Source organism: Janthinobacterium sp. PSRC1-1, from assembly GCF_049897525.1.
GTDB lineage: Bacteria > Pseudomonadota > Gammaproteobacteria > Burkholderiales > Burkholderiaceae_D > Janthinobacterium > Janthinobacterium tructae.
Genome location: NZ_JAFCWK010000003.1, coordinates 177,970 through 189,823, shown reverse-complemented (window position 1 = coordinate 189,823; position 11,854 = coordinate 177,970). Strand labels below are relative to the sequence as shown.

Annotated in this window: 10 protein-coding genes and 1 other RNA gene; 2 read left to right on the top strand and 9 right to left on the bottom strand. The window is 56.6% G+C overall.

The window, feature by feature from the left end:
• Positions 1–104: 104 nt before the first annotated feature.
• Both ACP7DW_RS07305 and ACP7DW_RS07300 read right to left on the bottom strand, forming a co-directional pair.
• Complete coding sequence (locus ACP7DW_RS07305; RefSeq protein WP_131687116.1) at positions 105–578, bottom strand: hypothetical protein; 474 nt, start codon at positions 576–578, stop codon at positions 105–107.
• Between the two features lie 47 nt (positions 579–625).
• Entirely contained in the window at positions 626–883 is a 258-nt protein-coding gene (locus tag ACP7DW_RS07300) for a hypothetical protein (RefSeq protein WP_426054730.1), read from the bottom strand.
• Positions 884–1,687: 804 nt separating this feature from the next.
• Here ACP7DW_RS07300 and ACP7DW_RS07295 point away from each other — a divergent pair.
• A complete protein-coding gene (locus tag ACP7DW_RS07295) occupies positions 1,688–2,413 on the top strand; it encodes a DUF6088 family protein (RefSeq protein ID WP_426054731.1) in 726 nt (241 codons plus the stop codon).
• Between the two features lie 440 nt (positions 2,414–2,853).
• Here the strand turns inward: ACP7DW_RS07295 and ACP7DW_RS07290 are convergent, their stop codons facing one another.
• The 7 genes from ACP7DW_RS07290 to ompA all read right to left on the bottom strand — a co-directional run bounded on the left by ACP7DW_RS07290 (position 2,854) and on the right by ompA (position 8,464).
• Positions 2,854–3,564 (bottom strand): hypothetical protein, encoded by a 711-nt coding sequence (locus tag ACP7DW_RS07290; protein ID WP_426054732.1) that lies wholly within the window; start codon positions 3,562–3,564, stop codon positions 2,854–2,856.
• Complete coding sequence (locus ACP7DW_RS07285; RefSeq protein WP_426054733.1) at positions 3,561–3,896, bottom strand: hypothetical protein; 336 nt, start codon at positions 3,894–3,896, stop codon at positions 3,561–3,563. Before ACP7DW_RS07285 ends, ACP7DW_RS07290 begins: the two co-directional genes overlap by 4 nt.
• Positions 3,897–4,215: 319 nt before the next feature.
• Positions 4,216–5,418 (bottom strand): tyrosine-type recombinase/integrase, encoded by a 1,203-nt coding sequence (locus ACP7DW_RS07280; RefSeq protein WP_426054734.1) that lies wholly within the window; start codon positions 5,416–5,418, stop codon positions 4,216–4,218.
• 295 nt (positions 5,419–5,713) lie between these two features.
• Positions 5,714–6,074, bottom strand: a transfer-messenger RNA (tmRNA) gene (gene ssrA / locus ACP7DW_RS07275).
• An 83-nt stretch (positions 6,075–6,157) separates the two neighbouring features.
• Entirely contained in the window at positions 6,158–6,862 is a 705-nt protein-coding gene (locus ACP7DW_RS07270; RefSeq protein ID WP_426054735.1) for an HAD family hydrolase, read from the bottom strand.
• A gap of 68 nt (positions 6,863–6,930) precedes the next feature.
• Complete coding sequence (gene ubiG / locus ACP7DW_RS07265) at positions 6,931–7,626, bottom strand: bifunctional 2-polyprenyl-6-hydroxyphenol methylase/3-demethylubiquinol 3-O-methyltransferase UbiG (RefSeq protein WP_426054736.1); 696 nt, start codon at positions 7,624–7,626, stop codon at positions 6,931–6,933.
• Between the two features lie 127 nt (positions 7,627–7,753).
• Positions 7,754–8,464: an outer membrane protein OmpA gene (gene ompA / locus ACP7DW_RS07260; RefSeq protein ID WP_071078971.1), complete on the bottom strand. Its 711-nt coding sequence runs from the start codon at positions 8,462–8,464 to the stop codon at positions 7,754–7,756.
• A 656-nt stretch (positions 8,465–9,120) separates the two neighbouring features.
• Between ompA and gyrA the strand changes: the two genes are divergently transcribed.
• The gene (gyrA, locus tag ACP7DW_RS07255) at positions 9,121–11,808 is read left to right on the top strand and encodes a DNA gyrase subunit A (protein WP_426054737.1); all 2,688 of its coding nucleotides are present in this window, start codon (positions 9,121–9,123) and stop codon (positions 11,806–11,808) included.
• Positions 11,809–11,854 lie beyond the last annotated feature (46 nt).

The window sequence follows — 11,854 nt, the reverse complement described above, 5'->3', positions numbered from 1 at the left end:
GCGTGCGATTTGACGAATTTTGACGCACTTTGAGCGGTTTTCGTCTATAGACTGAAACTCAGGTAAGAGTGTTCTTGATCGCCTGAGTTCGTAACCGGATTTGATCATTTGCTACGAGGAAGTGCCAGATGCCAGGCATGGCCTCTATTACGAAGTGGATTGCTTCTACTATTTCCCGCAGGGAAAGGTATGTGCTTTCGCGAATAACCCAGCACAATGATTATGTCTTTTTGTTTTGTGTAATGAAAAATCTGAGATGATCGCCTGCCGTAGGTGTTTTCATCGAAGGTGTTTTCGGTAATTTTGTCTGTTTCAGACGCATTTTCATACGGGCCGCAATGATAGTGCCAAACATTATTTTTTTTGTAATCTTGCGCTGCGGGTATCATTTGGCCGTTGTTCAGCCATGATGGTTTATTCATTCCTTCATGGGAGAGGCCTTGGACTATACCGCTCACCCAGAGAGCTAGTCGAACCTTTTCATCAGGGGTCATGAATGGTAAATCTGTCAGGAAGTCCTTGTCAGAAACACCATATTCAAATTTTGGATGCAGATAGACTTCTTTTATTATTGTCATATAAAAAAAGGTCCGCAACGCGGACCTTGATAAGGTGTTCTAATAAATTACCTAGTAGCAATTTTTTCAGGATTCAGCGACGTTCCCATGATCTTTGTCATGATCTCATCTAGGCTCATTGCGCCGGTAAATCTTGTCATATTGCTTGTGTCGTAGGGTGCGTTTACGCGCGCGCACAACTCATCTTGTAGCTCGTGCGCCACTTTGCTATCTTTGGCAAGCCGATCCGTCATTGGTCTCACGCGTTTGCGTACCAATGTTTTTCGTGCTGAATGTACTGTGTGTTCGATGATGAAGTTAGCCATAGCTCACTCCCTTTTTTCTGTTAGTTACGTCCCGATTATAGCACCATGTTTCTCATATTTGATTAACCGATCAGCTTTGCCATTGACTTCGATGAATGTTGCACCCTAAAAACGACGGACTTCTCACCTCATCAACCGACAACAAAGTTCTGTCATTGTTGCTGCTCAAACCCACATGCAAAGTGCGGCTACTATCAGCAAGGGATGGCGCCCCATGCGCGAGCTCTACAAATACACATTTGTTCGCTGCGCGAACCAGCACTAAAGATGCCTTCTATTTTGTAGCTTAATGGTGAGCAGGCTTGGGGTGTTGCTTGGATGTCTAGCAAACTTCGTGCGGTCGAGTGAGGAAGTCGTGCACGACTCAAAGTAAAAAAGGCTGTCATTTTGTTGTCATTCCTAGGCTAAAACAGCCCAAAAACAACCCAAATAATGACAGCCTTCTTCTTGCTAACTACTTGATTTTAAACAATTCAGTGGTGGAGACGGCGTCAATTGAATCGCACAGGCGCGTCATAGGGGAAAGAGCAAAATTTGGTGTCATTGGCCAGCCCAGTTACCCCTAAAACGTACCCACTACGCAGCCTGTGCCGTGGAGCGTCGGCGATGCATGGTCCAGCTCACGCAATGCCGTCTGATCGGCGTGGCGTGCCGGGCGACTCGGCGGCGCTGGCCAATGCATACACCCTGCGGTCGGGGCGGACGGTGCGCTCGCAGGTGAGGAGCAAGCCATGTTTTCGCTTCGCTCAAACCGGCTTGCCCTGCGGGGCCGATCTCGCTGCGCTCGCCTAACGCCAACTCGCCATGCTGGGCCACACCTCCTCCTCGCTTGCTTTGTCAGAAAAACGTGCTATATTTTCTGACATGCGCACCAATTCCATTTCCTCCGGTAGAAGCCGATCCGTTCAGCCCCCGCCGCCTGCAAAAGGCAGTGTGGACGCGGCTATCCGCGCCGAGTTGGCCGCGAGCGAAGCGGGGAAGGTCTTCAGTCCGGTTGATTTTCTCCACCTGGGCAGCCGAGCGGCCGTTGATAAGGTGCTATCGCGTCTCACGGCGACGGGGGCGTTGCGAAGAGTAGCGCGAGGACTGTACGACGTCCCGCGCACGCACGCGATTCTGGGACCGCTATTACCGTCGGCCGACGATATCGCCAAGGCGATTGCCGGCAAAGGGAGCTTGCGCCTGCAACCATCAGGGGCCTACGCCGCCAATCTACTGGGGTTGACGGAGCAAGTGCCGATGAAGTTGGCCTTCCTGACCGATGGCGTCTCGCGTACAGTCCATGTCGGCAATCAGAGCATTCTGCTGAAGCACACCACGCCTCGCAATATGGCGACGGCTGGTCGTATCAGCGGCCTAGTGATCCAGGCATTGCGGCATTTCAAGCGAGCGCATATCGACGGCCAGGTAGTCGCTGCACTCAGGGCCAAGTTGACCACCGAGGACAAGGCCGTGCTGCTGGCCGATGCGTCACTGGCGCCGGTATGGATTGCAGATGTCATGCGACGAATAGCGCAAGACAAGGGTTGATCCATGCAAGAGTTTTTGGCATTGTCCAGGGAAGACCAGAAGCTTGCCATCGAGCAGACAGGAGCCCGCAATGGCTGTGTGGCCTCCAGTGCGGAAAAGGACTTCTGGGTGTGCTGGACTTTGGAACGGTTGTTTGCGCTGCCGGAGCTCAAGGGCCATTTAACCTTCAAGGAGGGGGGGGGCGTCGCTGTCGAAGGTATGGGGCCTGATCGACAGATTCGCCGAGGATACTCTAGTTCGCTAACGGCCAACAGCAGACAGATACCAGGGCGAATAGACTCCATTGCAATCACCTATCAATTCCGCGCAGCTGAGTCTTGTGCCAGTTTCCAGAGTGAATGGTTACGGGTGAGGATGCCGAACAGGAACTGATGAGCAAAGGCTATCGATGCTTTGTAAGGCAAAATTTCCATCACTGTGCAGGCATGGAGGAAGTGGATTTATTTCTGGGTATTAGGTACTCGAACTCGCGGCTTTTTAGCAGCATATGCGGTCTTTGCCGCGTTGAGATCTGTCTTAGCCGTTGCATATTTCGCTTCGGTCATGAGTTGCGCACCAGCTGGCAAGAACCAGGCGCGGACGCAGGCGTTTTCGCGCAGAGCGATCTGAATGTGCGAGCTACGTTTAAAAGCTGACGATGGTGCAACCTCTTCACCTTGCGGGAATGCTGACCGAACAGCTTGAAACGCCTCTAAGCCAGTATCGTGACGAATTCGATGCATGAAGTTAAATACGTCGCTATCTAATTGTCGGACGATGACGTCTGCGTCATCATCATAGGCTTTCGAATTTTTCGGCTCCGGCTGGCCATTTTTAGTCAGATACTCGACCATTGCTTTATACGCCAAGCTGTATTCTTCAATACCTTCTTGCGTGGTCATATCCAGGATAAAGTCAAATTGCAGCACTGCGCCGACTACAGCTGGAGTAGCAATTGGTTGCTTTGTGAAACGTTTCTCAGGATTTGCTCGCGCAGCGTTTGCGAACATCAACGCGCGCTGGTAATCATTCTCGAAAAAGTATGCACCACCGCCCAGCCAATCATACTTGTTGGTGCTCGGGTTGAGTCCGACGATACGGCCGCTGACGAGATCGTCACGCAGGGTAATATCACAGCCGTGATAAGCGAATAGCAGCTGCCCGGTCTTCACTTGAGGTGCGAGGCAAGCTTGCCGTCACGATTCAATACCCCGACGCTCCGCAGGGCTTTTTTGGTTACCGCCTCACTCACGCTATAAGGATTGGCAGGAGAAGCAGCTGGTGCCGCAGCGACTTTTACACCGTAATCTCTAGCTAGGCGGCGAACCAGAGCTCCGTAAGTCGTTTTTCGTGCAGGTTTTGCATCTTCAGCAGCTACCACTTTCACGGCAACAGATCGACCTGCGGGAGTATGTGCAGCCGTTTCTGAAGTTGCCTTTTTGGCAGCTTTCTTCTTTGCGGAGGACTTCTTCGCAACAACAGCAGTGATGGTGGTTTTAGCCATACCTTATTGTCTCACAACTTGCGGGGATAGTTTGAGGTTCTCTAGATTTCGGTATCGCACATGTTAGTAGGCGACACGGCCCTGACCAGCCTCCGGAATTTTCTACTTAAGACTGGTACGAATTTTGGGGGCAGGTCCCGCTCTACAAGAAGAATCCCTGAGTCCACAGTTCGATTCTGACGGGCGAATCGTGCGAGGTCCGATGCTAGCTCCTGTGACTTCGGCAGCAACGTCTTAAAAGGGAGTTGCAACAGAGGAAATATGCGAAGGTCTGACTTGGGGCGACTGCAGACCTTGGGCGCTAGTCTTTTCTGTTTCCTTAAGTCTCTCCCGTAGCCGGCTCCAACGTTTTTAAGCGGTCCAGATAATCCGACCACTGCTGCATCATTTTTTTCCTCTCGGGCAGGTGCGCAGTACGGTTATACGCCCTGCCGTTGGGGTCCCTCACCGCATGTGCCAATTGGTGCTCGATCAGGTCTGGACGCACGCCAAGCACTTCGTCAAGGATCGTTCGCGCCATCGCCCGGAAACCGTGTCCGCTCATCTCGTCTTTCTCGATGCCCATCCTGCGCATCGCCGCCAGAATCGCGTTGTCGCTCATCGGGCGCTCGTTGGTGCGGGCACTGGGGAAAACGTACTCTCCGCTACCCGTCAATGCATTTACCTCCTGCAGGACACCCAGTGCTTGCAAAGACAGTGGAACAATATGCTGCGTATCAGTCTTGGAAACATGAAATCGCCATTCCGCCGTATGCAGATCGACATCGCGCCATTTAGCCGTGCGCAGTTCCCCTGGCCGAACGAAAACGAGGGGCGCCAGACGCAAGGCGCAGGAGACGACCAACGATCCTTCATACTGATCCAATGCGCGTAGCAAAGCGGCCACTTTGCCGGGTTCGGTCACTGCGGAGAAATGCGCAACCCGGACCGGAGGCAGCGCTCCTCGCAGATCTCCTGTGGGATCACGCAGGGCGCGGCCAGTGGCCACCGCATAGCGGAATACCTGGCCACAATTTGCGAGCGCCCTATGGGCTGTTTCAAGCGCTCCACGGCGCTCGATTCGACGGGCGGCCGCAAGCACCTCTGGGGCCGATATCTCGGCGATGGCCCTGTTGCCGATCCAGGGAAAAATGTCACGCTCAAGTCTGCGGAGAATACGATCGCCGTGATGCTCTGCCCAAGTGGGCGCGTACTTCGCATGCCATTCGCGGGCCACGGCCTCGAAACTGTTGGCGGCCTGCGCCTGTTTCAGCATTTTTTGCGCTTTGCGATGCAGTCCAGGATCAATTGAGTGCGCCAGAAGCTTGCGTGCCTCATCCCGCCTGTCCCTGGCGTCCCTCAATCCGATCTCGGGATAAATCCCCAGGGAAAGCAATTTTTCTTTATTGTCAAATCGGTATTTAAAGCGCCACCATTTGCCCCCCGTTGGGGTGACAATCAGGAAAAGCCCGCGTTCATCGTACAGCTTGTATGGTTTTGCGCCGGGCTTGAAGGACTTGATCTTCACATCGGTAAGAGGCATGGGGTATCTCCGTCTGACGCGTTGGAGTAACCCACTCGATTAATAGTTCCCATCAAAGATTGATCGGTCTCAAGCCGGTAGAGTTCGCTTTCCCAGATAAGGAGTCCGCGGTAAGCGACGGATGAGATAATGTGGGGTAAGGCCATGCTGCTGTTCGCTATTACCCCGAGCCACTACCCCATGTTGCCGCCGGATGCCAGCGGAAGTCCTGCAACGATGACGGACACTCCCCATAGTAAAAAACCCGCTCGGAGGCGGGTTTTTGTACTTGCTGAGACTGCTTAAAACGAATAAGTGGTGGAGACGGCGGGAATCGAACCCGCGTCCGCAAGCACTCCACAGACAGTTCTACATACTTAGCACTATCATTTAATTTAACTCAGCCAGCACGGATGTGCACGTTATGGGCAAGCGAGTTACCTATTATTTAGTCGGACGCTAAGTAACCCAGCATCAGACGAGTCCCTGTAAATGACTCTAGAGCTTTTAACGGCCCACCCCAGGGACGAGGTGTTCTAGAGCTAACAGCAATTAAGCTGCCAGTGCGTACGAGTTATCGTTTGCAGTTAAGTTTTTTCAGGTTGTATTTACGAGGTAGCCCGCCCTCGGTATGCCCTGCGCTGCTTTGCAACCCACGTCGAAACCAGGTCGTCCCCACAGAACCTTCATTGTAGCGCAATCTGCCCACTCTTGCATGATGCATTCGTTTGTTGGCGCGCCAGATCAAGTGGAGGCCGATTTATGCTGCCAGCTGCCGCGCCTGCGCCGCCTTCACCACCGCACTGACCAGCTCGAGCAACGCCTGCGGCGTGTCCAGCAGGTGGTCGGCCTTCCAGTGCTGCGGTTCGACGGGGCCGCAGTAGCCCCAGGCGCAGGCGACCGTGCGCATGCCCGCGGCGCGGCCGGCCTGGATGTCGCGCAGGTCGTCGCCCACGTACCAGCAGTCTTGCGGCGCCAGCTCCAGGCGGCGCGCCGCTTCCAGCAGGGGGGCGGGGTGCGGTTTCGGGTGGGGCATGGTGTCGCCCGAGATCACGCAGCCGGCCGCGCCCAGGCCGATCTGGCCCACCAGCGGGTCGGTGAAGCGGGCCGCCTTGTTGGTGACCACGCCCCAGGCCAGGCCCAGCGTTTGCAAGCCGTCGAGCAGGGCGGGGATGCCGTCGAATAAACGGCTTTCCACGGCCAGGGCCGCTTCGTAATTGTTCAGGAAGCCGTCTTTCAGGGCTTCGTAGCCGCTTTCGCCCGGGCCTATGCCATACGACGCGCCTATCATGCCGCGCGCGCCGGCCGAGGCGGTGGGGCGCAGGATGTCATACGGGGTCGGCGCCAGGCCGGCGCGCGCACGCAGCAGATTGATGGCCGCCGCCAGGTCGGGCGCGGTGTCGGCCAGGGTGCCGTCGAGGTCGAACAGGATGGCGCGCGGGGCTGGCAGATGGTCTGTGATCATGGCGGGCAAAGTGTGTCAAGTAAGAATGAAAAATGGCGGCCGCAGCCGCCTTGTATTGTGCGTGATGGTTACAGCGGCCGGGTGCAGGCCACCAGATAATTGACGCTGGTATCGCTATTAAGTGAGTAAATCTTGGTCAGCGGATTGTAGCCCATGCCGCGCATGCTGTTGACGTCCAGGCCGGCGCTGCGCAGGTATTGCGACAGTTCGGACGGGGTGATGAATTTGTCATAGTCGTGCGTGCCTTTCGGCAGCAGGCGCAGGATGTATTCGGCGCCCAGGATGGCGAACAGGTACGCCTTCGGGTTGCGGTTCAGGGTCGACAGGAAGACGTGGCCGCCCGGTTTCACCAGGGTGGCGCACGCCTTGACGATGGCGGCGGGGTCCGGCACGTGTTCAAGCATTTCCATGCAGGTCACGACGTCGTACTGGCCCGCCTCTTCCTCGGCCATGGCTTCGGCGGCGATCAGCTTGTAGCGTACCTTGGCGCCCGATTCCAGGCTGTGCAGGTCGGCCACTTTCAGGGCCTTGTCAGACAGGTCGATGCCCGTCACGTCGGCACCCTTGCGGGCCATCGATTCGGCCAGGATGCCGCCGCCGCAGCCGATGTCGATCACGCGCTTGCCGGCCAGCGGCACTTTCGCGTTGATCCATTCCAGGCGCAGGGGGTTAATTTCGTGCAAGGGACGAAACTCGGAAGTGGGGTCCCACCAGCGGTGGGCCAGCTCACTGAATTTTTGGATTTCGAGAGGGTCGGCGTTCATAGGTCGAATAATAGCGGCAATTTTACAATCGGGCAGCCACGGACGAAAAAAAACCCCGCCGTGGCGGGGTTTTTCATGCTGTTCTTGACTTGCGCGATGACTTGCGGCAAGTCCAGGGGATCAGCTATTACTTGTTGCGGGTACCAACAACTTCGATTTCCACGCGACGGTTTTTCGCACGGCCTTCGGCAGTTTTGTTATCAGCAACAGGTTGTTTCTCGCCTTTGCCTTCGGTGTACACGCGGTTGCTTTCAACGCCTTTGGAGACCAGGTAGGCTTTGACAGCATCAGCACGACGTACCGACAGTTTTTGGTTGTAAGCATCGGTGCCGACGGAGTCGGTGTGACCCACAGCGATGATGACTTCCAGGTTGATGCCGCCCAGTTGTGCGGACAGCTCGTCCAGCTTGGCTTTGCCTTCTGGCTTCAGCGTAGCTTTGTCGAAATCGAAGAATGCATCAGCGGCGAAGCTGACTTTTTCCGAGGTAGGAGCAACAACGACTGGTACTGGTACGACAACGACTGGTGCCGGTGCTGGTACGACTGGCGCTGGAGGAGCCACGCATTTGCCGTCTTGCAGGGTTTCTGGCTCTACGCACAGTGGCACGTCGCAACCTGGCACTGCGTCAGCAGGTGTCCAGTAGCCGGTGCGCCAGCACAGACCGAATGGATCGCGCACGATCACGCCGCGGGCATCTTGCACGTAAGCGCTTTTCGGGCTTGGTGCTTTGATGTCAGTGGTAACTGGCGCGAATGGTGGGGAGGTTGGGGTTTGGGCCGAAGCCGAGCCAGCAATCACTGCGGATGCAGCGAAAAACAGCGTTACAAATTTATTCATTCTTTTTTCCTTTCGGGGGGTGATATCCGCAGAACAACACTGCGCTACTGGTGCTACGTGCCAAGATTTTATCATGTAGACCATATGCGCTCGTTTCAGATTGCGAAACTAGCAATTAACTTCTCAGTCATTTTGCCACACGCATCAGGGGCGCACGACGGTGGTTAAATCAAAGCTTGCCCGATTTTAGACCGTGCGTTGTATTTGCGCAACGAAAATGCCCATTTGTAACGCATCTGTAACATTTGATCGCTTTTTTTGCCACTTTGAAGGGCAGGTGTCTTGAACTGATATTGTCATTGTGCATTATCGACAGGTCAACATGCACGCCCCCGGTGCAAACTGCCAATCTTGTTGGTATGGCCAATTTGTACAGGTAGCTGGGCGCGCATGCTAAAATCGTGCGCTTGACTGTTAAGAGTGTCGAGCAAATGCCCACTGCGGCACCGCATGACCAGCACGTACCCTTGCGGTATGCGTACTGGCCGTGCCGCCAGTGCGCCGATTTGTTCCGGCACTCTGCGACATGGAAGCCGGGCCGCGCCAGCAGCGCACGGCGCAGCGTCCACGACGACAGCCACCCAGGATATGCAGTATTGCGTCATACATTGCGTAACAGATAAGTTAACCACAGCCTGAGATCAGTCGAACCGCCAATGGATCAATTCGCAAAAGAAACAATTCCTATTTCCCTCGAAGAAGAGATGCGCAAGAGCTACCTCGATTACGCCATGAGCGTGATCGTCGGTCGCGCCTTGCCCGATGCGCGTGATGGCTTGAAGCCAGTGCACCGCCGCGTCTTGTTCGCGATGCATGAAATGAATAACGTGTGGAACCGCCCTTACGTCAAGTGCGCCCGCGTGGTCGGCGAAACCATGGGTAAATACCATCCCCACGGCGATGCCTCGATCTACGACACACTGGTGCGCATGGCGCAGGATTTTTCGCTGCGCTACATGCTCGTCGATGGCCAGGGCAACTTCGGCTCCGTCGACGGCGACGGCGCCGCAGCCATGCGTTACACCGAGTGCCGCCTGGACAAGATCGCCGGCGAACTGCTGGCCGATATCGACAAGGATACCGTCGACTTCCAGCCCAACTACGATGGCAAGGAAAAGGAACCGACGGTCTTGCCGACGCGTATCCCGAACCTGCTGATCAATGGCTCGTCCGGTATCGCCGTCGGCATGGCGACGAATATTCCGCCACACAACATCACCGAAGTCATCGACGGTGCGCTGCACGTGCTGCGCAATCCCGATTGCACGATCGATGAATTGATCGAGATCATTCCCGCCCCCGATTTCCCTACCGCCGGCATCATCTATGGCGTGTCGGGCGTGCGCGACGGCTACCGCACGGGCCGTGGTCGCGTGGTCATGCGCGCCAAGACCCACTTCGAAGAATACGGCAAGGATGGCGGCCGCATCGCCATCATCGTCGACGAGCTGCCATTCCAGGTCAACAAGAAATCCTTGCTGGAACGCATCGCTGAAAACGTGCGCGACAAGAAGCTCGACGGCATTTCCGACATCCGCGACGAATCCGACAAGTCGGGCATGCGCGTGGTGATCGAGCTGAAACGGGGCGAAGTGCCGGAAGTGGTGCTGAACAACCTGTACAAGCAGACCCAGTTGCAAGACACCTTCGGCATGAACATGGTGGCCCTGGTCGATGGCCAGCCGAAGCTGCTGAACCTCAAGCAGATGCTGCAATGCTTCCTGTCGCACCGCCGCGAAGTGGTCACGCGCCGCACCGTGTTCGAACTGCGCAAGGCGCGCGAACGCGGCCACGTGCTCGAAGGCCTGGCTGTCGCGCTGGCCAATATCGATGACTTCATCGCCATCATCAAGGCCGCGCCAACGCCACCGATCGCCAAGGTCGAGCTGATGGCCAAGGCCTGGGATTCGTCCGTCGTGCGCGAAATGCTGGCCCGCACGGGCGACGGCACGACGCCAGGCGGCATCGATGCCTACCGCCCGGAAAACCTGCCGAAGCACTACGGCATGCAGGGCGATGGCCTGTACAAGCTGTCGGATGACCAGGCGCAGGAAATTCTGCAAATGCGTTTGCAACGCCTGACCGGTCTGGAGCAGGACAAGATCGTCAACGAGTACAAGGACGTGATGGAACATATCGCCGACTTGCTCGACATCCTGGCCAAGCCGGAACGCGTCACCGTCATCATCACCGATGAAATGACGGCGGCGAAGAACGAATACGGCGCCGGCAACAAGGACGTGCGCCGCTCGCAGATCGAGCTCAATGCCACCGACCTGGAAACGGAAGACCTGATCACGCCGCAGGACATGGTCGTGACCCTGTCGCACACCGGTTACATGAAGGCGCAGCCGATTTCCGAATACCGCGCGCAGAAGCGCGGCGGACGCGGCAAGCAGGCCATGGCCACCAAAGAGGAAGACTGGATCGACCAGCTGTTCATCGCCAACACGCACGACTACATCCTGTGCTTCTCGGATCGTGGCCGCATGTACTGGCTGAAGGTGTGGGAAGTGCCGCAAGGCTCGCGCAATTCGCGCGGCAAGCCGATCGTCAACATGTTCCCGCTGCAGGACAACGAAAAGATCACCGTGATCCTGCCGCTGTCGGGCGAGAACCGCACGTTCCCGGAAGACCATTACGTGTTCATGTCGACCAGCCTCGGTACCGTGAAAAAGACGCCGCTGAAGGACTTCAGCAATCCACGCAAGGCCGGCATCATCGCGGTCGACCTGGACGACGGCGACTTCCTGATCGGCGCGGCGCTGACCGACGGCCAGCACGACGTGATGCTGTTCTCCGATTCGGGCAAGGCAGTGCGCTTCGACGAAAACGATGTGCGTCCGATGGGCCGCACGGCGCGCGGCGTGCGCGGCATGAACCTGGAAGAAGGCCAGCACGTGATCGCCCTGCTGGTGGCCGAGAACGAGCAGCAGTCGGTACTGACGGCAACCGAGAACGGCTACGGCAAGCGTACGCCGATCACCGAGTACACGCGCCATGGCCGTGGCACGAAAGGCATGATTGCCATCCAGACCAGCGAGCGCAACGGTAAAGTGGTTGCCGCGACCCTGGTCGATACCAGCGATGAAATCATGCTGATCACCACCGGTGGCGTGCTGATTCGCACCCGCGTGTCGGAAATCCGCGAAATGGGCCGCGCGACGCAGGGCGTCACCCTGATCGCCGTGGAAGACGGCACCAAGCTGTCCGGCCTGCAGCGCGTGGTGGAAACGGATATCGACGAAGTCGAGCTGACGACGGAGGCGGACGCCGCGCCTGCGCCGGCGGCGGCTGAACCAGCCGATCCCGTTGATCCTGTCGATCCGGCCCAGCCGGAGTAAGATGATTGGGGCTCTTTAGGGAGCCCCAATTGCTATGGGTGCGCCA

Coding starts and splice junctions, on each gene's coding strand:
- ACP7DW_RS07305 (WP_131687116.1), bottom strand. CDS start 578: ATGACAATAATAAAAGAAGTCTATCTGCATCCAAAATTTGAATATGGT.
- ACP7DW_RS07300 (WP_426054730.1), bottom strand. CDS start 883: ATGGCTAACTTCATCATCGAACACACAGTACATTCAGCACGAAAAACA.
- ACP7DW_RS07295 (WP_426054731.1), top strand. CDS start 1,688: ATGCTGGGCCACACCTCCTCCTCGCTTGCTTTGTCAGAAAAACGTGCT.
- ACP7DW_RS07285 (WP_426054733.1), bottom strand. CDS start 3,896: ATGGCTAAAACCACCATCACTGCTGTTGTTGCGAAGAAGTCCTCCGCA.
- ACP7DW_RS07280 (WP_426054734.1), bottom strand. CDS start 5,418: ATGCCTCTTACCGATGTGAAGATCAAGTCCTTCAAGCCCGGCGCAAAA.
- ACP7DW_RS07270 (WP_426054735.1), bottom strand. CDS start 6,862: ATGATCACAGACCATCTGCCAGCCCCGCGCGCCATCCTGTTCGACCTC.
- ubiG (WP_426054736.1), bottom strand. CDS start 7,626: ATGAACGCCGACCCTCTCGAAATCCAAAAATTCAGTGAGCTGGCCCAC.
- ompA (WP_071078971.1), bottom strand. CDS start 8,464: ATGAATAAATTTGTAACGCTGTTTTTCGCTGCATCCGCAGTGATTGCT.
- gyrA (WP_426054737.1), top strand. CDS start 9,121: ATGGATCAATTCGCAAAAGAAACAATTCCTATTTCCCTCGAAGAAGAG.